At 59.9% G+C, this 25,669-nt stretch carries 22 protein-coding genes; 9 read left to right on the top strand and 13 right to left on the bottom strand.

From position 1 onward, the window contains the following. Positions 1-4: 4 nt before the first annotated feature. The 5 genes from QMK55_RS27305 to QMK55_RS27285 all read left to right on the top strand — a co-directional run bounded on the left by QMK55_RS27305 (position 5) and on the right by QMK55_RS27285 (position 5,543). Positions 5-967 carry a carbohydrate ABC transporter permease gene (locus tag QMK55_RS27305; RefSeq protein WP_102356033.1) on the top strand — a complete coding sequence of 321 codons (963 nt, stop codon included), beginning with the start codon at positions 5-7 and terminating at the stop codon, positions 965-967. Continuing rightward, positions 964-1,806 (top strand): carbohydrate ABC transporter permease, encoded by an 843-nt coding sequence (locus QMK55_RS27300; protein ID WP_320328203.1) that lies wholly within the window; start codon positions 964-966, stop codon positions 1,804-1,806. Before QMK55_RS27305 ends, QMK55_RS27300 begins: the two co-directional genes overlap by 4 nt. A 27-nt stretch (positions 1,807-1,833) precedes the next feature. Continuing rightward, positions 1,834-2,979, top strand: coding sequence for a sn-glycerol-3-phosphate ABC transporter ATP-binding protein UgpC (locus tag QMK55_RS27295; protein WP_320328202.1), 1,146 nt, complete (start codon positions 1,834-1,836; stop codon positions 2,977-2,979). 29 nt (positions 2,980-3,008) lie between these two features. Beyond that, positions 3,009-4,475 (top strand): glycoside hydrolase family 32 protein, encoded by a 1,467-nt coding sequence (locus tag QMK55_RS27290; protein ID WP_413787261.1) that lies wholly within the window; start codon positions 3,009-3,011, stop codon positions 4,473-4,475. 75 nt (positions 4,476-4,550) lie between these two features. After that, the gene (locus tag QMK55_RS27285) at positions 4,551-5,543 is read left to right on the top strand and encodes a LacI family DNA-binding transcriptional regulator (protein WP_102356037.1); all 993 of its coding nucleotides are present in this window, start codon (positions 4,551-4,553) and stop codon (positions 5,541-5,543) included. 168 nt (positions 5,544-5,711) lie between these two features. On the opposite strand, the gene QMK55_RS27280 is transcribed toward QMK55_RS27285, so the two are convergent. The 3 genes from QMK55_RS27280 to QMK55_RS27270 are packed head-to-tail and all read right to left on the bottom strand — an operon-like array spanning position 5,712 to position 9,908. Continuing rightward, entirely contained in the window at positions 5,712-6,365 is a 654-nt protein-coding gene (locus QMK55_RS27280; RefSeq protein ID WP_320328200.1) for a DUF1266 domain-containing protein, read from the bottom strand. A 10-nt stretch (positions 6,366-6,375) separates the two neighbouring features. After that, the gene (locus QMK55_RS27275) at positions 6,376-7,596 is read right to left on the bottom strand and encodes a hypothetical protein (RefSeq protein WP_320328199.1); all 1,221 of its coding nucleotides are present in this window, start codon (positions 7,594-7,596) and stop codon (positions 6,376-6,378) included. After that, positions 7,587-9,908, bottom strand: a complete 2,322-nt coding sequence (locus tag QMK55_RS27270) for a hypothetical protein (protein ID WP_320328198.1) — start codon at positions 9,906-9,908, stop codon at positions 7,587-7,589. Before QMK55_RS27270 ends, QMK55_RS27275 begins: the two co-directional genes overlap by 10 nt. A 106-nt stretch (positions 9,909-10,014) precedes the next feature. Between QMK55_RS27270 and QMK55_RS28675 the strand changes: the two genes are divergently transcribed. The 3 genes from QMK55_RS28675 (at position 10,015) to QMK55_RS27255 (ending at position 14,195) form a co-directional block, all read left to right on the top strand. Then, positions 10,015-10,206: a TspO/MBR family protein gene (locus QMK55_RS28675; RefSeq protein WP_158242599.1), complete on the top strand. Its 192-nt coding sequence runs from the start codon at positions 10,015-10,017 to the stop codon at positions 10,204-10,206. A 189-nt stretch (positions 10,207-10,395) separates the two neighbouring features. Further along, entirely contained in the window at positions 10,396-12,801 is a 2,406-nt protein-coding gene (locus tag QMK55_RS27260) for a glucose/quinate/shikimate family membrane-bound PQQ-dependent dehydrogenase (protein WP_102356041.1), read from the top strand. A 104-nt stretch (positions 12,802-12,905) separates the two neighbouring features. Next, entirely contained in the window at positions 12,906-14,195 is a 1,290-nt protein-coding gene (locus QMK55_RS27255) for a carbohydrate porin (protein ID WP_320328197.1), read from the top strand. Positions 14,196-14,491: 296 nt separating this feature from the next. Here QMK55_RS27255 and QMK55_RS27250 read toward each other — a convergent pair whose 3' ends face one another. Beyond that, positions 14,492-14,767 carry a hypothetical protein gene (locus QMK55_RS27250; protein ID WP_320328196.1) on the bottom strand — a complete coding sequence of 92 codons (276 nt, stop codon included), beginning with the start codon at positions 14,765-14,767 and terminating at the stop codon, positions 14,492-14,494. Between the two features lie 379 nt (positions 14,768-15,146). On the opposite strand from QMK55_RS27250, the gene QMK55_RS27245 reads away from it, so the two are divergent. Further along, positions 15,147-16,196 carry a 3-oxoacyl-[acyl-carrier-protein] synthase III C-terminal domain-containing protein gene (locus QMK55_RS27245; protein ID WP_102356958.1) on the top strand — a complete coding sequence of 350 codons (1,050 nt, stop codon included), beginning with the start codon at positions 15,147-15,149 and terminating at the stop codon, positions 16,194-16,196. A 107-nt stretch (positions 16,197-16,303) separates the two neighbouring features. Here the strand turns inward: QMK55_RS27245 and QMK55_RS27240 are convergent, their stop codons facing one another. The 9 genes from QMK55_RS27240 to QMK55_RS27200 form a co-directional block, all read right to left on the bottom strand. Beyond that, positions 16,304-18,163, bottom strand: coding sequence for an ABC transporter ATP-binding protein (locus QMK55_RS27240; protein ID WP_102356957.1), 1,860 nt, complete (start codon positions 18,161-18,163; stop codon positions 16,304-16,306). Positions 18,164-18,253: 90 nt separating this feature from the next. Continuing rightward, positions 18,254-19,864, bottom strand: coding sequence for a gamma-glutamyltransferase family protein (locus QMK55_RS27235; RefSeq protein WP_102356956.1), 1,611 nt, complete (start codon positions 19,862-19,864; stop codon positions 18,254-18,256). Between the two features lie 25 nt (positions 19,865-19,889). Beyond that, positions 19,890-20,981, bottom strand: coding sequence for a polyamine ABC transporter substrate-binding protein (locus QMK55_RS27230; RefSeq protein WP_102356955.1), 1,092 nt, complete (start codon positions 20,979-20,981; stop codon positions 19,890-19,892). A 20-nt stretch (positions 20,982-21,001) separates the two neighbouring features. Then, the gene (locus QMK55_RS27225) at positions 21,002-21,781 is read right to left on the bottom strand and encodes an amino acid ABC transporter ATP-binding protein (RefSeq protein WP_102356954.1); all 780 of its coding nucleotides are present in this window, start codon (positions 21,779-21,781) and stop codon (positions 21,002-21,004) included. 2 nt (positions 21,782-21,783) lie between these two features. Next, entirely contained in the window at positions 21,784-22,560 is a 777-nt protein-coding gene (locus tag QMK55_RS27220; RefSeq protein ID WP_102356953.1) for an amino acid ABC transporter permease, read from the bottom strand. 11 nt (positions 22,561-22,571) lie between these two features. Next, positions 22,572-23,378: an ABC transporter substrate-binding protein gene (locus tag QMK55_RS27215; RefSeq protein ID WP_320328195.1), complete on the bottom strand. Its 807-nt coding sequence runs from the start codon at positions 23,376-23,378 to the stop codon at positions 22,572-22,574. Between the two features lie 79 nt (positions 23,379-23,457). Next, positions 23,458-24,126, bottom strand: a complete 669-nt coding sequence (locus QMK55_RS27210) for a GntR family transcriptional regulator (RefSeq protein WP_102356951.1) — start codon at positions 24,124-24,126, stop codon at positions 23,458-23,460. A 238-nt stretch (positions 24,127-24,364) separates the two neighbouring features. Continuing rightward, positions 24,365-24,673 (bottom strand): plastocyanin/azurin family copper-binding protein, encoded by a 309-nt coding sequence (locus QMK55_RS27205; RefSeq protein ID WP_320328194.1) that lies wholly within the window; start codon positions 24,671-24,673, stop codon positions 24,365-24,367. Between the two features lie 14 nt (positions 24,674-24,687). Then, the gene (locus tag QMK55_RS27200; RefSeq protein WP_320328193.1) at positions 24,688-25,656 is read right to left on the bottom strand and encodes a metallophosphoesterase family protein; all 969 of its coding nucleotides are present in this window, start codon (positions 25,654-25,656) and stop codon (positions 24,688-24,690) included. Between the last annotated feature and the right edge of the window lie 13 nt (positions 25,657-25,669).

Here is a 25,669-nt window from a genome sequence, read left to right as displayed (position 1 = left end):
CACCGTGTCTGTCTCTACTACCCATGCCCCCTTTGACGAGCTTCTGCTCACCAGGGAAACGCCCGTACAACGCCGCCGCGTGCGTGCTGCCTGGTTGTTTCTGACACCGATGCTGCTGTGTCTGGCGCTAGTGGCCGCCTGGCCGCTACTGCGCACATTCTGGTTCAGCCTGACCGACGCCAACCTGGCTGACACCGGTGGCGGAACGTTCATAGGCTTGAGCAATTATCTGTTCCACAACGGTTCCAGTTGGTCGGGCATCCTCGTCGATCCACAATGGTGGAACGCTGTGCGCAACACCTTGCATTTCACCGTAGTGTCGGTGGGACTGGAAGTCGTATTGGGGCTGCTGGTGGCGTTGCTGCTGAACATCAAGTTCACCGGCCGCTCTCTGGTACGTGCGTTGATTCTGATTCCGTGGGCGATTCCGACCATTGTCTCGGCGAAGATCTGGTCATGGATGCTTAACGACCAGTTCGGCATCATCAATCACCTGATGCTGAGCCTCGGTCTGATTGACGCGCCCCTGGCCTGGACGGCAGACGCCGATCTGTCGATGTGGGCGGTGATCATCGTTGACGTCTGGAAGACCGTGCCTTTTGTCACGCTGCTGATGCTGGCGGCCTTGCAGATGTTGCCGAGCGATTGCTACGAAGCCGCAAGGGTCGATGGCATTCATCCGCTGAAAGTGTTCTGGCGTGTCACGCTTCCTCTGTTGATGCCTGCACTGCTGGTGGCGGCGATCTTCCGCATCCTCGACTCGCTGCGGGTATTCGACGTTATCTATGTGCTGACCTCGAATTCGTCGAGCACCATGAGTATGTCGGTGTATGCCCGCCAGCACCTGGTGGAGTTCCAGGACGTCGGTTACGGCAGCGCGGCTTCGACGCTGTTGTTTCTGGTGGTGGCAGTGATCGCCATGCTTTATCTCTACCTCGGACGCCGTCAACTGGAGGTCCGCTCATGAGCCCGCGCCTGCTGAAAAAAAACCTGTTGCGCCTCGGGTTCTGGTGTCTGATCGGGATTTTGCTGCTGTATGCGGTGTTCCCTTTCTACTACGCCATCGTCACGTCGCTGAAGCCGTCCAGCGCCTTGTTCGAGGTGAGCTACTGGATCGAAAACCCCGACTTCTCCAATTACGCGGCGGTACTCCACCAAGCCTCATTCCTGCGGGCGATTGGTAATTCGCTGGTGGTCGCACTGTGTGTAGTGACACTGGCGCTGTTCCTCAGCCTGACCGCCGCCTATGCCTTGGGCCGAGTGAAATTCCGTGGACGTGGCACGGTGTTGATGATGGTCCTTGGCGTGTCGATGTTTCCCCAGGTCGCGGTGCTCTCGGGGCTGTTCGAGGTGATCCGCGCCCTGGGTCTGTACAACACGTCCTGGGCGTTGATCCTGAGCTACACGATTTTCACCCTGCCCTTCACCGTCTGGGTGCTGACCACGTTCATGGGGCAACTGCCCCATGAACTGGAGGAAGCGGCAATCATGGATGGCGCTTCACCCTGGGTCACGCTGACCCGCGTGCTGTTGCCGCTGCTCTGGCCTGCACTGGTCACCACTGGCTTATTGGCCTTCATCGCGGCGTGGAACGAGTTCCTGTTTGCCCTGACCTTCACCCTCACCGACACCCAACGCACGGTGCCGGTCGCCATCGCCTTGATTTCCGGCGGCAGCCCCCATGAGTTGCCTTGGGGATTGTTGATGGCTGCATCGGTGCTGGTCACCGTCCCACTGGTGATTCTGGTGCTGATCTTCCAGCGCCGAATCGTTTCCGGTCTCACTGCCGGCGCGTTAAAGGGTTGATGCCCAACAAAGACAAGGAACAGCATCGTGATCAAATTGAAACTGGACAACGTGAACAAACAATTGGGTGGCGCGCGGATTCTTCGCGACATCAACCTGGAAATCGCTGCGGGTGAGTTCGTGGTGTTCGTCGGCCCTTCGGGCTGCGGAAAATCGACCCTGCTACGGCTGATCGCCGGGCTGGATTCGATCTGCGCCGGCGAGCTGCTGATCGACGGGCGACGGGTCAACGACCTGGAGCCGCGCGAGCGTGGCGTCGGCATGGTGTTTCAGTCTTATGCGCTGTACCCGCACATGAGCGTCTACGACAACATCAGTTTTGGTCTCAAGCTGGCCAAGACTGAAAAGAGCAGCCTGCGCGAGCGCGTGCTGAAAACTGCGCAAATCCTGCAATTGGACAAACTCCTGCAACGCAAACCGAAAGAACTGTCTGGAGGGCAGCGTCAGCGTGTGGCCATGGGCAGAGCCATGGCGCGGGAACCGGACATTTTGTTGTTCGATGAGCCGCTTTCCAACCTTGATGCATCCTTGCGGGTGCAGATGCGCAACGAAATCGCCCGGCTGCATGACCGACTGAGCTCGACCATGATCTACGTCACCCACGATCAAGTGGAAGCGATGACCCTGGCCGACAAAATTGTCGTGCTCAATGGCGGTCACGTAGAACAGGTCGGTTCACCCCGCGAACTCTATGAGCGTCCGGCCAGCCGCTTTGTCGCCGGTTTTCTCGGTTCGCCCAGAATGAACTTTCTACCGGCACGCCTGCATGCCCTGGGCGAAACCAGCCAGGTCGATACTCCCGTTTTAGGGATGACCACCCTGCCCTTCGACAGCTCGAACCTGGCGGCAGGCGCGCAGTTGAGCCTGGGGATTCGTCCGGAGCATGTCTCCCTCAAGGCGGCGGATGGAACCGCCGGCGTTGTCGTGACCGGGGTCGAATACCTGGGCAGCGAAACCTATGTGCACCTGGATACCGGGCAGGACGAGCCGTTGACCTGTCGTTGTGAGGTCAGCGCCGGTTGGCAGGTGGGCGATCGGGTCGAACTACAACTGGACATCGACAACCTGCACCTGTTCGACGCCGACGGCGCCGCCTTGAAGCGCCATCCACAAGCCATTGAAACCCTGCCGGATGGCGCTTCTCTGCGCCCGGTACGAGCACGCGCCCTATGACCTTGTCTTTGAAAACCCTGAGCGATCCAATGTCTTCGTCCCTTGACCTTGCGCAGCGTGCGCTGAGTGACAGTCAGTCGCGCGTTATCCCGGATTATCGGCCCGGTTATCACATTTCTCCGCCGGCAGGCTGGATGAACGACCCTAACGGGGTCGTGTACTTTCGTGGCGAATACCACGTGTTCTATCAGCATTACCCCTTCGACGCGAAATGGGGCCCGATGTATTGGGGGCACGCCAAGAGTGCCGATCTGGTTCATTGGCAGCACCTGCCCATTGCGCTGGCACCCGGCGATGACTACGACCGTGACGGTTGTTTTTCCGGTAGCGCCGTGGTGTGTGGCGATACCCTGGCGCTGATCTACACCGGGCACACCTGGCTGGGGGAAGTGGGTGATGAGCGCTTCATCCGTCAAGTCCAGTGCCTGGCAACCAGTACCGATGGCATCCGGTTCGCCAAACATGGCGTCGTCATCGACACCGCGCCGCAAGACACCATCATGCACTTTCGTGACCCCAAGGTATGGCAGGAGGATGACTGTTGGTACCTGATTGCCGGCGCACGTCTGGGCGATGTGCCGCTGCTGCCGTTGTACCGCTCCACCGATCTGCACGCTTGGGAGTTCCTTGACTATGTGTCCAGCGGCAACGCGGGCGATGGTTATATGTGGGAATGCCCGGATCTGTTCCGCCTGAATGGACGCGATGTACTGCTGTACTCTCCCCAGGGCATGCAAGCCGAAGGTTACGACCGGCTCAACAAGTACCAGACCGGTTATCGAGTGGGCGAACTCGATAGCAAATGGCACTTCACTGGCGGGCCTTTTATCGAACTGGATAACGGCCACGACTTCTATGCCGCGCAAACGCTACAAGCCGCTGATGGTCGGCGCCTTGTGTGGGCTTGGCTCGACATGTGGGAAAGCCCGATGCCGAGCCAGGCCCACCACTGGTGCGGCATGCTCGGTTTGCCGCGCGAACTTGAGCTGTGTGCCGATCGCCTTTGCGTGTATCCGGCACGGGAGCTCACCGCTTTGCGCAAGGCGCCATTGCCGGGCACGGCTTGGTGGGATGAGTCCGGCACCCGGTGGGTGCCAGACGTGAAAGGCGACATGCTCGAAATCCATGTGCATCTGGATCTGCTCGGCTGCACCGGGGACTTGGGGATCGCCTTGCGTTGCAGCGATGATGGCCGTGAAGAAACCCTGCTCTACTATGATCCATCACTGCAGCGCCTAGTGCTTGACCGCAGCCACTCGGGTGCGCAAGTCAGCGGCCAGCGCAGCGTGGCGATAGACCCGACACAAGAGCGGCTGGAACTGCGTGTGTTCCTTGATCGCTCGTCCATCGAGGTGTTCGACGAAAACGGGCGTTTCAGCCTCAGCAGTCGCCTCTACCCGCGGCCCGACAGTCTGGGGGTGAAGCTGTTTGCCAGCGGGAGTGGCGGGCGTGTCTCGATTCCCAAGGCATGGCCGCTCGGTTCTGGCTGGCTATGAGTGGCGTCATTCAAGTCGCGAGAAGCCCGGGCTCTGTGTCATGATTCTGCGTCAACCTGACCGGCCTTGCCTCGCATGACTTCAGTGAAAGACGTTGCACAGCTGGCCGGCGTGTCCCTGATGACGGTTTCTCGAGCGCTCAACAACCCGGAAAAACTGAGCCCCGAAACCCTTCTGCGGGTGCGTCGAGCCATTGATGAACTGCAATTCGTACCGAGCCTGTCAGCGCGCAAGATGCGCGGCGACAACCTCCAGTCGCGAACCATCGGTGTGTTCGCGCTGGACACCGCGACCACACCATTCGCGGTCGAGTTGCTGCTGTCCATCGAACAGACCGCGCAGCAAGCAGGCTGGAATGTCTTTATCCTCAACCTGTTAAGCAACCCGCCCACCGACCAGAACATCGACCTGATGCTGTCGCACCGTCCGGACGGGTTGATCTTCAGCGCCATGGGGTTTCGCCAGGTGTGCATTCCCGAGCGATTGAAGAGCAAACCCCTGGTGCTCGCCAATTGCGTGGCCGATGACAGCCGTCTCGTCAGCTATGTGCCCGACGACGAAATGGGCCAGTATCGGGCCGTCCACCACGCGTTGAGCCTCGGCTATAAGCGTCCTCTGTGTATCAACCTGCCAAAACAAAGCCTGGCCTGGGGGCTGCGACAAAAAGGCCTGCTGCGTGCCTGTCAGGCATTCGGACTGGCACCTGACGCGCTCCTGCAATACGACCTTTCCGATCATGATGCCTATTGTGAAACAGCCGCTGTCCTCGACCGACACACCATTGATGGCCGACCCCAATTCGACATTCTGATCTGTGGCAACGACCGCATTGCCTTTTGTGCCTATCAGCTGTTGCTGAGCCGTGGCCTGAAAATCCCCGATGATGTCGCCGTGCTCGGCTATGACAACATGATCGGTATTGCGCAGCTGTTCATTCCGCCGCTGACCACGGTGCAACTGCCGTACTACGAGATCGGTCGCAAGGCTGTACGGCACCTGATCGAGTCCCTCGACGTATCGGGAGCCCAGCCAGTGGATTGTCCATTGGTGGTCAGAACATCTTTATGAGAATGGGTTGGTTCGCTGATAGCGCTGCCGATTACTTTCGATTTGCTGACCGTCTTCAACCGCACCTCGTGAATGAAATACAAAGAGAGCCCGCGAGGGGGCCCTTCTGTACTCAAACAAGTAACCGCGCTGCTCCAGCGCCGCGAACAAGGCCGCGAAGTCGATACACTACCGCGACAGAACCGGGTTCAACGCTGCTGGCGTATGCCAGGAAATGTCGGCCCAGGCACCGCTGCCGGGGGCCAGCAACTGGCGAAGATGCTGCTCGGGGAACGCTTTACCCAGCGAGTCGACGCGAAACGCTGCAACCCACTGTTCGCGCCCTGACTTATAGGCTGTGCCGAAATCCTCCCAACTGTCGAAGCAGTCCTGCGCTCGCTGTGCATTAAGCAGCAGCACCAGCCAGGCGAGATCAGGCTCGATCCAACGCATCAGTAGCGCACAACGGACCAGAAACGCTACCCGCGCGCAGGCAAAAGCCATGGCCGCACGCGGCTCATCATCGGCCGTCAGCGCCTGCAGGTCGAGGCGGTACCATTGCTGTTCAAGGGTCGCCCTGAAGTGCGACCGCACCGCCTCGTCATTGCAATTGCTGCGTATCCCGGCCTGGTGCAGCAACGCTGTGCGCATGATTTTTTGCGCTTGCTCGGTGAAGTGATCGCACGCCGGCGAGTAGAACCCCTCGACTTGCATTGCATCGGCCATGGGCCTGGCCAGCAGCAGCGACCAGTGCTTGCGCTGGCTGAACAACCGCGGGCCGCGTGGCTGGAATGCTCGCCACAACAACCACGCTGAAACAATAACTGCGATGAGTAAAAACATGCGGTTCTCCCTACCTTGCCCGGGCCTGCCACGCCTGGATTTCCTCGGCCTGGGGCGCAGCCATGTCAGGCCACGGCACACCTTCGGTCAGGTACAGCGGGTCACCAGGCTGACGCTCCATGCGGTTGCTGAAAATATGCCGGATGGCGTACTTGACCGACACCGCTTGCGGAGCAACTTGCAAGAACTGCTGCGGCTGACGCCCGGCCACCAGCCATTCGACCATCGCCGAAGGCGCATCAAGGCGCTCGTACAGCTGCGGATAACGGGCCACCAGGCGAGTCTGGGCAGTCGGATCACTGACCTCTTCGATGCGCATCCAGCCGGCTTCGGTGCGCACAATGCCGATGGCGATGCAGTCGTCTGGCGTCTGCTGATCGGTGCCCAGAGCGTTCAGGCACTGCAGCAGGTCCTGGTAGTAACGCTCGACCGGTGGCCGGTTCTGCTTGCCCTTGACCTGCTCGACGGTCAAGGTGCCGTCGGCGTGGACGATCAGGCTGATGGTGATGTGTGGCTGGCCCTGGCCATCGCGGAAACTGAACACGCGCATCTGCCCCTGCTCCACTGCTTCGGCATAGCGTTCGCCGTAGCCGCCGGTCAAGGCGCGGCGATCAGCAAACTGGCCAAGGCAATGGCGCATCACGTAGCTTTCAAAGGCCATTTCCTCACGCAGCAAAGCACTCTCGGGACGCAGTTCCTGCAAGACGTGCTCAGTGGTGGTCACCCGCGTGAGCAGGGCTTCGGGTTGACTCTGGCGCCAGCCCTGCTCGACCCGCGCAGCCATCTGCGCGTGTTCCTTTTTCCACAATGCCAGCGCCTGCGGGCAGTTGATACGGTCGAGCTTGCCGGCCAGCGCCGTGCCCTGACGCGAGGTCAGGAACTCCACCAGCAAGGTTTCCTGGGCCAACAGTGGCGCCTGCTGTGAATCGAGCCAGACCAACGGCGCAAGCGCCTGCTGCGAATCTTTGCCGGCGTCGCTCAAATGCCTGACCACCCATGACGGCGGTTCGGCGCCCAGTGCCTCGACTGCTTGCTCCAGAGTCAGAATCCGCCGCGCAGGCTCGAAGTTGCCGACCAGATGACGGTAGAAATGATTGAGCAACCATTTGCTCACCTCGGGTGCATCCCCGCGGGCTTTACTGCGCTCGGCAATGCCGCGCTTGAGTTGATCGGCATTGAGGGCGTTGCGCGGGGCGTAACCAGACTGGCGCAGCGGCGCTGTCACTTCCATATCTGCCACCAGGCCTTGCCGGCCGGTTTTGCCGAACCCTGCAACCCGGCGATGCTCTGGCGGAAAACTTCATTGTTGCGCTGGTCAAGGTCGTTGTCAGGATCACTGCGCAGGATGGCGCGCTGGTAATAGTCCAGAGCCTCTTCCTTGCGCCCGAGGCTCTTGAGCGCATCGCCGGAGCAACCCAGCAGCGAGGGTTCGTCGCTTTCATCGAAGTATGGAGCGTAACGCTGCCAGAGACTGGCGGCCGCCTCCGGCAAGTTGTACGACAGGAACAGAATAATTTTCACCCGTGAGAACAACGGCGAGTACCCAAGCTCTTTGTCGCTGATTCCACGCTCTTCCTGCCATTTGAGAATGCGCTCCAGCCAGATCAGAATTTCGCGTTCGCGGTCCTGGCGGAACAGCGCGCGGGTGACCGCAAACAGGTCTTCTTCCGGGTCGAAGCGGCTGTAGCCATGGTCGGCTGCGTAGTGCCAGAGTTGCTCGGCGGCTTCGGCGATGCCCGGGTCATCCTCCAGTTGAATACGGTTGTTCAGGATGCCCTGATAATGCTCGGCGAACGAACTGGCAGCAATGCCGCGGTGATGCAACTCAAGGGCCTGCTCATACAGGTTGTAGTAGCAGCGGTAATTGATCGCCAGGTTGTTGCACAACATCGAGTACTGGTGCGCGCAGGCATCGAAACGGTGCCCGCGACCGTTGGCGAAGCATTGCTCCATGCAGGCCTGGCCTTGTTCGTAGGCGACCTTTTGTACTTCGCGCAGCAGCCACCAGGTCGGTTCTGCCTCCTCGCTCGAAAGCCCTTCGAGATGCGCTTCGACCAGGTCCTCGAGAGCGTTCGCAAACTGGTAATAGTACATGCCACTGGCCAGTGGCAACTGCGGTTGGCGCAGGGCATCAGCGATGCCGAACACGCTGGCATGAGCACTGATCAGGCTGAAGGCACTGCGGTTGTCCTGCATATTGCCGGCCGTGATGGCCTCGCGCAGCATCGCCAGTTCGGTATTGCCATCGATGCGCCCGGCCAGGCGTTCACGCACCGCCACCAGTCGGGTGATCCACGGGTGATTCGGTGCGCGGCGCCGGGCCTCTGCAAGGGCCTCGGTGAAGACGTTGTCGATTTGCTCAGGATCATCGCGCGCGGCATCCAGTGCATCGAGCAGCGGGCCCAGGGATGGCGTCGACTCATCGCGCCACGGCAAGCCGGATGTGAACCGCTCCAGCACCGCTTGATCATCGCAGGCACGCATCACGCACAACGGCCACCACGCGGATTGGTCCTCGGCATCGAGCAGACGATCGTGTACCCAGAACGCTATCCCCGGCCACATATGGCCGCGCATTTCATAGATTTCCATGAACGCGCGTTGCCCGGCCTCCTCGATCTGGCCGTTCTCAAGCAGCCAGGGCAAATGGAACTCAACGAAGTTGTCACCACCGCCAGACTCCAGGCTCAGGGCCGCCACTTCACAGATTTTCAAGGCACCGGCCAGGTCGCCCTGGGCCTGCAGTGAGCGGGCGGCCAGACGCGCCAGGCGCACTTCCCATTCCCGGCGCTGCGGCAGCGACAAATCGGTGATCAGATGCACGACAGGCTGCTCGAACATCGCCAAGCGCAACGGCAGGATTTCGATCAGCGCATCGCCCAGCCACAGCCAGTCGTTAGCATCGACATCCTGATCTTCGCCTGCGGTGCGTAACGCGGCAATTGCCGCCAACGCGGCTTCGCGAGCTTCTTCGTTGCGTTCGTGGGCGGCCAGCACCCGGGCCCGGCGGCGGTGTTGATCGGCAGCGTCCCAAGCCCTCAGGGCATGACGCCCCGGGTTGATCAGGGCCAGGATGTGACGCACCTCGATTGCCTTGAGGGCGACGTCGAGGGTGGTGTGTTGCAGATCGTCGAAAATGCGGTCGCGACGGTAGTGCTCGATGTCGAACGGCAGCGGCTCGCTGGTCAATTGCTGCAGGGTGTCGAGCGCCTGCAAAAGGCCCTGCTCGTCTTTGAGGTAGTTGCCCAGTCGCAGTTGGGAGATCAGCAGGTTGAGTTTGAGTTCGTTGCGCGCGTCTTCAGGCGTCACTTCGATCAGTGCCTGGCCGTCGTCGGCCAGTACCGCCTTGGCCGCGTCAGCGTCACCGACGTTGACCCACAGCGCGTGCAGACGTCCGATCGACTCCAGCGAAGCCGCCTTGAGCGGCTGTGCGCGCAGTTGGCCCAACAGGTAGTCGGCACCGTGTTCCTGATGCTCGACTTCAAGACGATCCATGAACTGATCCAGCTGGATGCCGGACAGCACGGTGCTGTTTTGCGTCATTTTTCAACTCCATTTGCGAATGACTGTGCATCGCCCGATGCGTCCTGCGCCGCGCCCTTGTGTGGGGCAGCGTTTATCCGCGCGCGTCTGCCCTGGACGGGCAACGATGACGAAAGGAATCGGGCAATACAGCGAGGTGCGGCACGCTACCAGTTGGCGTTTAAAAAACCAAGAGTGTGTCGGACATGTGATTACCCGGTTGCTGCTGTTTCCTTATCTGGCCTGGCTGTGTGTCGCTGCGGCGTTGAATTTCTCGATGCTGCGCAGTCACCATGGCGCGGACCATCAGCTGTCATAAATCACATTTTTTCTGACACAAAACACCTTCTGAATCTTATTTCGGAAGGCCTCGCACGCCCTTGAGGAGCGCTCCGCGCCCGTTTGGCGGGTGATTCATCGGCGAACTATGCTTCAGGCTGAATTAGTGATTTAACTAGGTAGTTACCTATCTATATAATGCACGCCTCATTTCAACGGGACATTCAACGTGAAGCAGAGTCAACGCCTCTCAGGCATATCAAAATTCATTCTGGTCGGGCTGGGCGTGATCATCGCCCTCCTCGGCTTGGCACTTGCTGCTGGTGGCGTGAAATTGGTCAGCCTGGGAGGGTCCTGGTACTTCCTGGTGGGTGGGCTGGTCATGACCGTTTCCGGTCTGCTGATCGCTCGCTTCAAAACCACCGGTGCGTGGTTGTTCGCCGCATTCCTGGTGGGCACGGCGATCTGGGCAGTCAGTGATGCCGGGCTGGTGTTCTGGCCGGTGTTCTCGCGTCTGTTCATGTTCAGCGCCGTGGGCCTGGCGGTGACGCTGGTCTATCCGCTGCTCAAGCGTGCCAACGGTGGCGTACCAGGTCGCGGTGCCTATGGCGTTGCCGCTGTATTGGCGGTGGCGCTGGCCGTGGCTGCGGGCAACATGTTCATCGCGCACCCGACTGTCGCTGCTACCGGCACTGGCCCGGGCCTGACGCCCGTCGAGCCGGCCAACGCGCAAAAGGACTGGGCGCACTACGGTAATACCGAGGGCGGTAGCCGCTTCGCTGCGTTGGACCAGATCAACCGCAACAACGTCGACAAGTTGAAAGTGGCGTGGACCTACCACACCGGCGACGTCGCCGAGAGCGATGGCAACGGTGCTGAAGACCAGCTCACCCCGCTGCAGATCGGCAACAAGGTGTTCATCTGCACCCCGCACAACAACCTGATCGCGCTGGATGCCGACACCGGCAAAGAGCTGTGGAAGAACGCGATCAACGCCCAGTCGAAAGTCTGGCAGCGTTGCCGTGGCATGGCCTATTTCGATGCCACCAAGGCCATCGCTCAGCCGAACAATTCGAGCATCATCGAAGCCAAGCCTGCGCCGGCCGCCAATTGCCAGCGCCGTCTGCTGACCAACACCATCGACGCGCGCCTGATCGCCGTAGACGCGGACACTGGCGAGTTCTGCCAGGGTTTCGGCACCAACGGCCAGATTGATCTGAAGGCCGGTCTGGGTGAAGTCCCGGACAGCTACTACCAGCTCTCTTCCGCTCCGCTGATGGCCGGCACCACTGTGGTGGTTGGCGGTCGTGTGGCTGACAACGTGCAAACCGACATGCCGGGCGGCGTGATTCGTGGTTTCGACGTGATCACCGGCACCATGCGTTGGGCATTCGACCCGGGCAACCCGCAGGACAAAAAGGCTCCAGCCGACGGCAGCACTTATGTGCGCAGCACGCCGAACAGCTGGGCGCCGATGTCCTACGACCCGGCGACCAACACCGTGTTCCTGCCGATGGGCAGTTCGTCCACCGACATCTATGGTGTCGAGCGCAGCAAACTCGATCACACCTACGGCGCCTCGATCCTCGCGCTGGACGCCACCACCGGTGATGAGCGTTGGGTGTTTCAGACCGTGCACAACGACCTCTGGGACTTCGACCTGCCGATGCAGCCGAGCCTGATCGACTTCGACAAGGACGGCAAAACCGTACCGGCGCTGGTCATCGGCACCAAGGCCGGGCAGATCTATGTATTGGATCGTGCCACCGGCGAGCCACTGACCGACGTTAAAGAAGTACCGGTCAAAGCCGCGAACATCCCGAACGAACCCTACTCGCCAACCCAGCCGAAATCGCTGGGCATGCCGCAGATCGGTGCGCAGCACCTGACCGAATCCGACATGTGGGGGGCGACGCCGTACGACCAGTTGCTGTGCCGGATCGATTTCAAATCGATGCGTTATGACGGCCTGTACACCGCGCCGGGGACCGACAAATCGCTGAGCTTCCCGGGTTCGCTGGGCGGCATGAACTGGGGTAGCCTCTCCACTGACCCGGTGCACGGTTTCATCTTCGTCAACGACATGCGCCTGGGTCTGTGGATTCAGATGATCCCGTCGCAGAACAAGGCTCAGGCCTCTTCCGGTGGTGAAGCACTGAACACCGGCATGGGTGCCGTTCCGCTCAAAGGCACGCCGTATGCGGTGAACAAAAACCGCTTCCTGTCGGTTGCCGGCATTCCTTGCCAGGCACCGCCGTTCGGCACCCTGACCGCCATCGACATGAAGACCCAGAAAATCGCCTGGCAGGTTCCGGTCGGCACCGTTGAAGACACCGGTCCGCTGGGCATCCGCATGCACCTGCCGATCAAGATCGGTCTGCCGACCCTCGGCGGCACCCTGTCGACTCAAGGTGGCCTGATCTTCATCGCCGGCACTCAAGACTTCTACCTGCGCGCCTTCAACAGCGGCAACGGTGAAGAAGTGTGGAAAGCGCGTCTGCCAGTCGGCAGTCAGGGCGGCCCGATGACCTACGTTTCGCCGAAGACCGGCAAGCAGTACATCGTCGTCACCGCCGGCGGTGCACGCCAGTCGACCGACCGCGGCGACTACGTGATGGCCTACGCCTTGCCGTAAGCCGCAGTGCCCGTTTGAACAACGGGCACTTCCCTTTGAGCGCGGCACCTGAGGGTGCCGCGCCGCTTTGCGATATCGCTAAAGACTTGCGCAGGAAGATCTCCATGTTTCGTTTTACTCAATCCGGCTGGGTCAACGGTGTGCTGTTGGGCCTGACCTGCAGCGCCGCCCTGCCCGCCTTCGCCGACACCGATTCGAACTTGCTGACCCGCAACACCCTGACCGGCGACTGGGGCGGCCTGCGTCACCAGATGGACGCTGACGGCATCAGGTTCACCGGCGATTACACCGGTGAAATGGCCTACAACGCTGACGGCGGCCTGCACCGTTCGGCGCGCTACTCGCAGAACATCAAGCTCGGCGCGCAGTTCGACCTGAGCAAACTGTACGGTGTGGACAACGCCGGCAAGGTGCAGTTGACCATCAATGACCGACGCGGCAACAGCGCCTCCGAAGACCTGGTCGGCAACCGTCTGCCGATCCAGGAAAACTACGGCGGCCTCTACACCCGCCTGACCGAACTCAGCTACGAGCGCAGCCTGTTCACCCCGGCGCTCAACGTGAAACTGGGTTACATGGCCATGGGCAACGACCTCGGCGGCCTCGACAGCGGCATTCTCTGCAACTTCATGAACGCCGGTTTCTGCGGCCATCCGCTGAACATGTCCGGCGGCAGCGGCTGGACCAACTACCCCAACGCCCACTTGGGCGTGCGCGTGAAGTACGACCTGTCGCCGTCCTGGCAACTGCGCGTGGCCGCATTCAATGTCGATCCCGAGAGCAACGGCAACTCCAGTCGTGCCTGGCATCTGGGCCCGAAACACACTACCGGCACCGTGGTGCCGATCGAGCTGGTGTACAAGCACGCGGGCGCACTGCCGGGCGAGTACAAGCTTGGCTACTACTACGACAGCTCCGACGTGAAGCGCATCGGCAGCGACAAAGCAGTCTCCGGTCGTGGCGGTCATTACCTGCTGATCGATCAGGCCGTGTGGAGTTCGCAATCGTCCGAAGGCCGCAGCCTGCACGCCTTCGGCCAGTACTCGGCGGCCAGCGAAGCGGCATCGCCGTTCAGCAAGTGGTACGGCACTGGCCTGGTGCTGTACAAACCGTTCGAAGGTCGTCCGCGTGACACCGTTGCCTTGGGCTACGGTCGCGCCGTGCCGAACCCGCGCAGTCGCGACGTGCAGCAGGACGCCGCACTGGCCAACGGCACGCAGTTTCCGAATCTGGACAGTGGCGAGCAATTGATCGAACTCGGCTACGGCTATCAGGCCACCCCTTGGCTGACACTGCGCCCGAACATGCAATACATCATCGAACCGGGCGCCTTTTCAGGGCAGGACATCGACAACGCGCTGGTGTTTGGTTTGCAGGTCAAAGCTTCACTCTGAGTGTTCCGGCAGGACTGCAGACAATAAAAAACCGGCATAAAAGCCTAATGCTGATCAGTTAAGCGAACTCAATGCTCAAAGCAACGAAGATCAATTGTGGGAGCGGGCTTGCTCGCGAAGGCGCCGGGTCAGGCAACCTCATCGCTGAATGACACAGCGCGTTCGTGAGCAAGCCCACTCCCACATGGGTTTTGAGGTGTGTCAGAAACACCGGTGGTGGTGAGCTTCATGCTACTGGCGATCGAACGCATCGGACCGACCTGCAAAGAGCGTCACGCCCTAGCGAGCAGCAGCGATCACTTTTTCTTTTTCGCCGGCTTGTCTGCTTTCTTGGGCTCTTTGGCCTTCTCTGGCTTGCTATCCGCTTTTTTTGCAGATTTCTTCGGTTCGGCGTCTTTCTTCTTGTCCTTCTTGTCCTTCTTGTCCTTCTTGTCCTTCTTGTCCTTCTTGTCGGAAGACTTTGAAAGCATCGAGGCAGCAGCTGATTTCTTGGCCGCTGATGACTTTTGGTCTTTCAAGTCCTTGCTGGCTTTCGAAGCATCATCTTTGCTTTTCTTCTCGTCTTTAGCCACGTTGACCACCTCTCGGAATATGCCGGTATTGGCACAGCGCCTGTGCAATTGAACACAAGCTAATCATTAGGCGTACGCCTCAGAACGCGGTTCCAATTATTTTGCTGCGTCGAGACAGGCGCTGCATGAATGTGCTCTGTTGGCCGAAAGCGGCCGTTCGTGAGGGACAGCCCTGATACTTTTTTGCGAATCTGAAATCGGCTAGATATTGACCCAGATCATGATTGAATCCAACTGAAGGGAATTACTGAAAACAACCTTGATCCGCTATTTTTTTGTGCTAAAAGTATTGGCGCCAGTGGCTCCTTACAGGGATGAGCAAGGTGTTGCTCATTCGCAGCCATTGCCCACGGATGCATACTTTTAACAAGGAAGTCACATGAAAATAGTTGGGCTGTCCGGGATTCTTCCGTCACGCATCGTCAGCAATCAGGACGTTATAAACCTGGTCGAGGAACACTCTAAAGATACGTTCCAGGATGACTTGCCAAAAACGCTGAAGACCATAGGCAAGTTGCTTGAAAAAAGCGGTAGCGGCACGCGCCACTGGCTGGGCGCCAACGAAAAGCCGATGGATCTGATGGAGTCTGCATTCAACTCGGCGCTCGCCCAGGCCAATATCGATAAGGCCGATCTGGATCTGTTGATCTATCCGAACGTCACGCGAGGATTCATCGAGCCTGCCAACAGTACGTTCATCGCCAAGGCCCTGGGCCTGAGCTGCAGAAACTTTGATGTGGTGGACGCCTGTAACGGCTGGGTGACAGCCATGGATGTCATCAACAGTAAAATGCAGGCAGGCGAGATTCGCTACGCGGCTATCGTCAATATGGAATTTGGCATGTCTGCTGGCGGACCGGTCATGCCCAGGAACTTCTCTTTGCAGTCGCCGGCAGAACTGGCTTACAAGTTTCCGAGTTTTACCATTGGCGAAGCAGTCACCGTCACCATCCTCAGTAATGAGGCCCCAGGCAACTTCAAGTTTTCATACATCAACAGACCGGACTTGAGTGATTTATCGACCATTTCCCTGCCGGATTGGAAACTATTCTGCAATGAGGAGGATATTGCCCGCATTTCACCCACCGGCGGGCAGTATCAATTTAATTCCTACGCGGCAGCCTTGCATGAAGATGGTCGGAATGAGGCGATAAAAGTATTCAACCTGCAAAACATCTCTGCTGCGGATGTTCATAAAGTGTTTATTCATACCGGTTCGCCAAAGATGTGGGAGCACATTGGCCAACTGATCGGTATTGATCACAAGCTGCATCACGTCGGGCATAAGACCGGCAACATCATTACGGCGTCCATCCCCTTCGGCATCTTCGATGCCATGAGCCGAGGCGAAGCCGAGAAAGGCCAGTTTTGCATGGGCTGGGCGGGCAGTGGCGGTATGGTGTTCTCTGCGCTGTCATTTACCTTGTAGGGCCTGATGCTACTTGCCGCCATGATGCGGCAAGTTGCTCGAGCATGATCACCGCTGTTGATTAGCCAGAAACACTTTAGCTACCCATGGCCGCAAGCGCTCCCCTCTCACGCCTGATCCAGCGCCTCGATCACGCCTCTGTCCTCACCCAGGAAGCCGCCGCTCTGATGCGCCCACAGCCGCGCATACACGCCGTTCTTCTCAAGCAACTCTGAGTGGGTGCCCTGCTCGATGATGCGCCCATCGTCCATGACGATCAGGCGATCCATGGCTGCAATCGTCGACAACCGATGGGCGATCGCGATCACGGTCTTGCCCTGCATCATTTCATCGAGGCTTTCCTGAATCGCTACTTCGACTTCCGAGTCCAGCGCGCTGGTGGCCTCGTCCAGCAACAGGATCGGCGCGTTCTTCAGCATCACCCGGGCAATTGCGACCCGTTGGCGCTGGCCGCCGGACAGCTTGATCCCCCGCTCGCCCACCAGCGTGTCGTAGCCAGTGTGGCCTTGGCGATCGCTGAGTTGGCTGATGAACTCATCGGCCTGGGCATTGGCGGCAGCACGACGGATTTGCGCGTCGGTTGCATCGGGCCGGCCGTAAGCGATGTTGTCGCGAATGGAGCGGTGCAGCAGCGAGGTGTCCTGGGTGACCATGCCGATGCAACTGCGCAGGCTGTCTTGCGTGACGTGCGCGATGTTTTGCCCGTCGATGCGAATCTCCCCGCTGTCGACGTCATAAAAGCGCAGCAGCAGGTTGATCAGCGTGGATTTGCCGGCACCGGAGCGGCCCACCAGACCGATTTTCTCGCCCGGGCGGATGTTCAGGCTCAAGCCATCGAGTACCTGACGTTCGCCACCGTAGTTGAATCGCACCTTGTCGAAGGTCACCGCACCACCAGAAGTGACCAGCACGCCAGCATTCGGCGCGTCCTGCACCTTGGTGCCTTGGGTCAGCGTCGCCATGCCATCCTGGACGGTGCCGATGCTTTCGAACAGCGAGGTCATTTGCCACATGATCCAGTTCGACATGCCATTGATCCGCAACGCCATGGCGGTGATCGCCGCCACCGCACCGGCGCCGACAGCTCCCTGGTGCCACAGCCACAGGGCATAGCCCCCGGCGGACATGATCAACGCGACGACCAGGGCCTGATTGACGATCTCGAACAGGCTGACCAGGCGCATCTGGCGAAAACCGGTCAGCTTGAAATCTTCCATCGCGGCCCGCGCGAAGTGCGCTTCGCGGTTGGAGTGTGAGAACAGCTTCACAGTCGTGATGTTGGTGTAAGCATCGGCGATACGCCCGGTCATCATCGAGCGCGCATTGGCCTGTTCCTGCCCGACTTTGCCCAGACGCGGCACGAAGTACCACATGGCCAGACCGAACAGCACGACCCAGGCCAGGAACGGCAACATCAGCTTCAGCGCGAAGCCGCCGGCCAGCGCGATGATCGCAATGAAATACACGCCGATCCCGGGCAAGATTTCGATCAGAGTGAACAGTACATCGCGTACCGCCAGCGCCGTCTGCATCACTTTGGTGGTGACGCGGCCAGAGAACTCATCGGAGAAAAACGAAAGGCTTTGCCGCAGCATCAACCGGTGGAAATCCCAGCGCAGACGCAGCGGCAGGTTAATTGCCAGGATCTGATGCTGGACCATGGTGCGCAACGCCACCAGCCCGACACTGAACACCATGACAATGCCCATCCCCCACAACACGCGGCTCTCCTGCACCGCCGCTTCGCCGCCGGCCTGCCACGTCGAGAGCAGGTCCACGACCTGGCCGAGGAAGGAAAACAGCCACGCCTCATAAATCGACACGCCGGCACTGAGCAGCGCCAACGCCAGAATGTAACCACGGGCACCCCGGGTGCAGGCCCAGAGAAATTTGGCCAGGCCGTTGGGCGGCGGTGGTACCTCGTCAGGCGGGAAAGGGTCGAGTCTTCGTTCAAACACACGAAGCATGGTGTTCTCCAAAACAGTCAGGTCAGGGAGATTCTGCCATCGAATGGAGGCTGGGAGGTCTTTGTGAAAAAGTGTGTGCTACTGCCACCTCTACCACACCGCAATATGCGAATCCGCCCGCGGCTCAGTCCCCCCACACAACACGCCCGTCACCGGGTCACGCAGAATGATCTGCCCTCGTCCGTAATCCGTCAGGTCACTGGCGATCTGCACCTCATGCCCCCGGCGTGCCAGCGCATTGGCCAGATCCCTTGAAGCGTCCTGCTCGATGCCGACTTTCATGCCGCCCAGCCATTGCCAGCGCGGTGCATCCAGTGCCGATTGCGGGTTCAAGCCGAAATCCACCAGGTTCATGACCATCTGCACATGGCCCTGCGGCTGCATGTAGCCGCCCATCACACCGAATGGTCCAAGCGCCTGGCCGTCCTTGGTGAGGAAGCCGGGAATGATCGTATGGAAGGTCTTCTTGCCCGGGGCCAGTGCGTTGGCATGCTCCGGGTCGAGGCTGAATTCCTGCCCGCGGTTTTGCAAGGCGATGCCGCTGTCAGGCAGCACCACGCCCGAGCCGAAGCCGTGGTAATTGCTCTGGATGAACGAGACCATATTGCCTTGCCCATCGGCCGTGGCCAGATACACCGTGCCGCTGGCGTGAGGGTCACCCGGTTTCGGCGGCTGGGCCTGCTCGCCGATCTGTTCACGGCGACGAGCGCTGTAGCCATCACTCAACAGATCGGCCACGGCCACGCGCATGTGCAGCGGATCGGTGATGTAGTGCAGGCCATCGCTGTAGGCGAGCTTCATCGCCTCCAGTTGACGGTGCCAAGTCTGCTGGCTGTCGCGGTGATCGAAGTCGAAGCCTTCGAGAATCTTCAGCGCCATCAGCGCAACCAACCCCTGCCCGCTTGGCGGGATTTCCCAGACATCCACGCCCCGGTAATTGACGTGGATCGGCTCCACCCACTGCGCACGGTAATGCTCAAGATCCGTGGCGCGCAAATAGCCGCCTGTTGCCCGCGAATGCGCATCCAGGCGTTGCGCCAGCGCACCGCGATACAAGCTCTCACAGCGGCTCGCCGCGAGTTCTTCAAGGGTGCGTGCCTGCGCCGGGTTACGGAATAGCTCCCCGGCCTTGGGCGCCCGACCGTCAATCAAAAAGGTGTCGAACCAGGCCTGCAGCACCTCATCGCGATGGGGACCAAACTCATCCAGCGCGATCTGCCACTGATGGGCAACCACCGGCGACAGCGGAAAACCGTCTATGGCCAGGCTGATCGCCGGTTGCAGCAAATCGGCAAACGGCAGCACGCCAAAGCGTTGCGACAGCTCGGCCCAGGCCGATGGGCAACCGGGCACCGTCACCGGCGTCCAGCCATACAGCGGCATCTGTTCATGCCCGGCGGCCTTGACCGCTTCGATGCTCAGACTGGCCGGGGCATGACCGTTGGCATTGAGGCCGTGCAACTGATTCTTGAACCAGACCAGTGCAAACGCATCGCCGCCCAAACCGCAGCCTGTAGGCTCGACTACGGTCAGCGCCGCTGCCGTGGCGATGGCGGCGTCGATCGCATTACCGCCCCTTTGCATCATCTCGATGCCGGCCTGAGCGGCCAGCGGCTGGGACGCCGCGACCATGCCGCGACGAGCGAACACGCTTTGGCGTTGCGATGGATAGGGATACTCGTGAGCAGAGAATTTCAACATGGCAAAGACTCTTCAAATCAACAATTCATTGGCCGGACTTGATCCGGTTCCATTCGCGGGTGATCAGGCGCTGGATGTTTTCCGGCAGATCGGCCGAGACGAAGGCATGGTTGATCACTTCGTCAGTCGGGTAGATCCCTGGATTGCCACTGACTTTGGCGTCCATCAGCGCCGTGGCATCCTTGTTCGGGTTGGCGTAGCCGACGTAGTCGCTGACTGGCGCAATCACCTCAGGACGCAGCAAGTAGTTGATGAAGGCATGGGCATTGGCAACGTTGCCGGCGTCCTTGGGGATCGCCAGCATGTCAAACCAGAGGTTCACCCCCTCCTTGGGAATCAGGTAGCGAATGTCGATGTTTTTCCCCGCCTCGCGCGCCCGGGTCCGGGCCTGCATCACGTCACCGGAATAGCCGATCGCCACGCAGATATCGCCGTTGGCCAAATCGGCGGTGTACTTCGAAGAGTTGAAGTAAGTCACCGAGGGCCGCAGGGTCATCAGCAGTTTAGACGCCTGCTTGTAGTCGTCGGGCTTGACGCTGTTGGGGTCCAGTCCGAGGTAGAGCAAGGTCTGAGGAATGATCTTCACCGGCGCATCGAGAAAGGCCACGCCACAGCTTTTGAGTTTGGCGAGGTTTTGCGGATCGAACACCATCGCCCACGAATCCAGCGGCACGTCCTTGCCCAATACCGCGCGCACCTTCTCCTCGTTGTAGCCGATGCCCACGGTGCCCCACATGTACGGCACCGCGTATTTATTGCCCGGGTCGGCGGCTTGCAGACGCTGCATCAGACGCGGATCGAGATGCTTCCAGTTATCCAGCAATTCCCGTTGCAGCGGCTGATAGGCGCCGGCGCGAATCTGCTTGGACAGAAACTGGCTGGACGGCACCACCACGTCATAGCCCGAGTGCCCCGAGAGCAACTTGGCCTCAAGCATTTCATTGGTGTCGAAGATGTCGTACTGAACCTTGATCGCGTTGTCTTTCTCGAAATTCTTCAGCGTGTCGGGGCCGATGTAATCGGACCAGTTGTAAACCTTCACCACCGAATCGGCAGCCTGAAGCATGGGCACCACGGCGACGCAGCACAGCGCCGCGAACACACTCGATAAACGCATCGTCGATTTCCTTGTGAAGTTCACAGCACGCGGCTGAGAAAGGCTTGGGTACGGGGATGAGTGGGACGGCTGAAAATCTGCTCCGGCGGGCCTTGTTCGATCAGTTCGCCCTGGTCGAGCACCACCACCCGGTCGGCCACTTCGCGGGCAAAACCCATTTCATGGGTGACCACGACCATGGTCATGCCCTCCTCAGCCAACTCTTTCATCACCTGCAGGACCTCGCCGACGGTTTCCGGGTCGAGGGCGCTGGTGGGTTCGTCGAACAGCATCGCCTGGGGTTTCATCGCCAGCGCCCGAGCGATCGCCACCCGTTGCTGCTGGCCACCGGAGAGCATCGAGGGGTAATGACTGGCCTTGTCCGTCAGTCCGACGCGCTTGAGCAATGCTTGCGCCTGCTCCAGCGCAGCCTGGCGTGGCACACCTAACACCTGAATCGGTGCTTCGATGATGTTTTCCAGGGCGGTCATATGCGGGAACAGGTTGAAGCGCTGGAACACCATGCCAATGTCCCGGCGCTGGCGAGCGATGTTGCGCTCGGAATCGCGCACCAGGCTGCCGTCAGCCCGGGTGCGATAGCCCATCGGCCGGCCACTGACCCGAATCTCCCCGGACTGAATGTCTTCGAGCAGATTGATGCAGCGGATAAACGTGGTTTTGCCCGAGCCCGAAGCGCCAATCAGCACCACCACTTCACCGCGCCGCACTTGCAGGGAAATGCCCTTGAGAATCTGCAGATCACCGAAGGATTTGTGAATGTTCAGCGCCTCGATGATCAATTCGTCACTTTGATGCGCCATGATTAGCGTCCCCTCAGCAGTTTCAGAGTACCGCGCCCGAACATCCGGCTGGAGGCCGGCGGTGGCGCAGAAGGTCGGTCCGACTGGCCGAAACGGCTCTCCAACCAGCGCTGAAAGAAGCCCCACAAGGTGGTGAGCAACAGGAAATAGATCGCCACCACCAGGTACAACTCGAACACCCGAAAGGTCGCCGAGGTGACCATTTGCGTGCTGAGCAACAGCTCCTGCACGCCGATCACGCTGACCAGCGTGGTGTTTTTCAGCATCACGTTGAACTCGTTGCCCAGCGGCGGCACGATCACCCTGAACGCTTGCGGCAGCACGATGCGGCGCATCAATTTGGCGAAGGTCATGCCCAGTGAACGGCCGGCCTCGTACTGGCCCTTGTCCACGGCACCGATCCCGGCCCGAATGATCTCGGCCATGTACGCGCCTTCATTGAGGCCCAGAGCGATGATCGCGGCCTGGATGTTGCCGGGGATCACCAGCCCGAACAGCTCGATGTCTTCGAAGCGAAAAATCCCGCCCGCTGCCAGCGCCGTGTAGAGGAAAACGATCTGCACCAGCAACGGCGTGCCGCGCATCAGCCACACATAAAAGCGCACTGGCAGATGCAGCAAAGGGTTCTTCGACAAGCGCAACAGCGCGGCAGCCAGCCCCAGAACACAGCCGAGCAACATCGCCAGCACACTGATCAGGCACGTCAACCAGAGTCCGGTGAGGTACACGCCGCTGGGCTGCAACAGGTACTGCCAGAACACATCCCAATTGAAGTTCATCAACGCTTACCTCAATCGAGTGTGTCGCTGGAAACGTGCCATTTATTCAAAAGCTGCTTGTAGCTGCCATCGCTGCGCATGTCGGTGATGATCTGCTGCACGGCGGCGCTCAGTTGCGCATCGTCCTTGCGAATCCCTAAACCGGTGAGGATCCTGCTGAAGGCTGGAACGCCCTCCTCAAACAGGTCCGGCGCCATCGCGGCGTAGTAACCGGCGGTTTCGACCGTGGTGCCGTAAGCGTCAACCTGATTGATGCGCAAGGCCTGGAAGGCATCGGTATCGGTGTTGTAGACCACCAGTTTCATCGGTGGCTTGCCGGCCTTGACCAGGCTTTCATTTTCGCTGTCGAGCAGGGTCTTGATGGTCGAACCGTTGAGCACCGCGATCTTGTGCCCGCTGAGGTCGGCCAGGGCCTTGAGCGCCTTCGGATTACCCTTGGGCACGACGACCGCCTGACTGGAATACATGTAGTTGACGATATCGATTACCTCGCGGCGCTCGGGCTTGTCGAACAATTGATCGACGATCATGTCGCACTGTTTGGCTAGCAAGGCCGGGAGCAATCCGGAAAACGGAATCACCCGCCAATCGACCTTCTTGTCGCCCAGACGCTTGGCGATTTCCAGCCCGAGGTCGACGGTCAGGCCCTTGGGTTTTTGCGCTTCATCGAAGGACACCAGCGGCGGTGAATCCATGCCAGAGCAATAGGTGAGTTTGTCGACCCTGGCCAGGCGCTCCGGCACGGTGGGTGCGGCAACCGCCCACTGCGTACAAAGCCCCAGGGAAATTGCAGCCAGTAACAGGCGAGACGTATGCATGACCAGACACTCCAGTTCGGTTAGTAACGGGGCAGTACTCAAAGTCAAAACATCGGCGGACTCGTGTTCCGCTCTGTGGTTATTTTTCCGATTGCAGAAACCTGATCAACTCGGGCACCGTGCCTTCGATATGGTCGCGCACCACGGCCTCGGCCTTGCTGGCGTCGCCGGCACGAATCGCATCGAGGATCATCTGGTGTTCCTGGCGCGCACTCAGGGGTTTTTCAATGTGCTGCAGCCACAGGCGCATGGGTGCTTCGATCAGCGAGTACAGCGCGCTGATCTGCTTCAACAGCCTTGGCCGGCCGCTGAGGCTGCACAGGTACTCATGAAACTTGCGGTGGCGGCTGACCCACGCCGCACTCTCATCGCGGTAGTCATCCATTTCATCGAGCAGTCGCTCCAGCGCCGTCAACTGACGCTCGCTGATCCTGGGCACCGCGATGCGCATCGCCAACCCTTCCAGCGCACTGCGCATCTCGAAGACTTCGTGCATTTCCTCGACATCCAGACCGCTGACCACGGCGCCGCGATTGGGCCTCAGCGTCACCAGCCCCTGTGCATCGAGACGGCGAAAGGCTTCGCGTACAGGCATGCGGCTCATGCCGATTTCGCTGGCAATGTCCTCGGCGATCAGCCGGTCGCCCTTGCGATAACGACCAGCGCAGATGCCCTCCAGCAGAAAGTTATAGGCCTCTTCCTCGGCAGTCATCGGTTGGCGTTGATCGTAGGCGGGAGCGAATTGCATGGCAGCACCTTTTGTCTTTTTGTATCCAATTATCCACGGATACAAAAAAGCACGATGCATGCCAGAGTCCGCAGGAATGCGCCAAGCAGTTGATTTTAATGATTTAAGGAAAGTAATCGGCGCACGCGGCGATGCCCGACCTTTGAGATTTGCTACCAGAAGGCTCATGGCGAGCCCCGCAAAGGTGCAGAACGGTAGCTGAGTAACACTCAACTGAACGGCACCCTTGCGGTACGTTTCACTGTGTCACCACCACCTTCCCAATCATCTGCGGGTGCAACACGCAAAAGTACTCAAACTCCCCCGGCGTATCGAACACCCAGGAAAAACTGTCATTGGTGTCCAGCGCTCCCGAGCGAAACACCTTGTGGGTTTCCGCCACGGTGTGCGGGATCTGATCGTCATTGACCCACGTCACCTTGGTGCCCACGGCCACGGTCAGGTCCTTGGGGCCGAACATGAATTCCTTGATGTCGACCTTCACTTCCGCCGCCCACACCGGCATCGCCAGCAGCAGGCACACCAGCGCCAACAGTCGCGTTTTCATCGGTTCGCCCTCGGTTAAACCAGTGTCGAATCAATCAACGCCAGCGGGTGATCGCCCTGGGTCGCGCGCACCTCGGTGATTCCCAGGTAATTGCGCAGTTGATCCGCCGCTACCGTCATCGGCCCCGGTGACGGCGCTGCGCCCGGTGCTGGCTGTGGATAGGCCGTGCCTCGGGCGGTGTGGAAGGTGATGTTGCCTTCGACTTTCTGAATGACCTGATGGATGTGCCCGTTGAGCACCGTCACCGAGCCGTACTTGCGCAGCATCGCGATTGCCTGATCGCCGTCCTCGGTGCCCCAGCCCCACGGCTGATAAACCGTCCACAACGGGATGTGGGTGAACACGACGACGGGCGTACTGCTGCTGACGGCGCGCAAGTCATCGGCCAGCCAAGCCAGTTGGTCGGCGCCGAGGGTGGCTTCGTGGCCGGCCTGGAAGTTGAAGACATTGATCAGCGCAATGAAGTGCACGCCGTGGTCATCGAAGCTGTACCAGCCGTTGCCTTTGGTGCCCTTGCCGTAACGCTCCAGGTAAAGCTTGCCGCCGCCCTCGTCGAGGGTGTCGTGCTCACCGGGCACGTAATGCACAGTGGACGGCAGGCCTTTGAGCAATTGCGCGGCGGTGTCGAATTCCTCAGGCTTGGACAGGTGAGTGATGTCGCCGGTGTGCAAGATCAGCGACGGCCGTTTGGGCAGCGCGATGACCTTGTCGATCGCCACCTGCAGGGTCTTGACTGGCTCCGGATTGGCTTCCTTGTTGAAGCCGATGTGCGAATCGCTGATCTGCACGAAGTGAAAGGTGCTGGCCAGCGCCTTGGGATCGCTGACGTTGCCCGTTTCATCCAGCGCAAAGGCTTTGGGAATGCCGCCGCTCAAGGCCCAGAGCACCCCGGCCCCGGCCCACGCCGAGCATTTGAGCAGGGTTCGCCGGTCTGGATCGAGCGGACCATCGGTGCGCAGCGGGTGTTTTGCTTGAATGTCCATCGGTGTGTCCTCG

The sequence above is a fragment of the Pseudomonas sp. P8_229 genome, assembly GCF_034008635.1.
Lineage (GTDB): Bacteria > Pseudomonadota > Gammaproteobacteria > Pseudomonadales > Pseudomonadaceae > Aquipseudomonas.
Note: the sequence above shows the minus strand (reverse complement) of the source record. Positions and strands in the feature narration are given on the sequence as shown.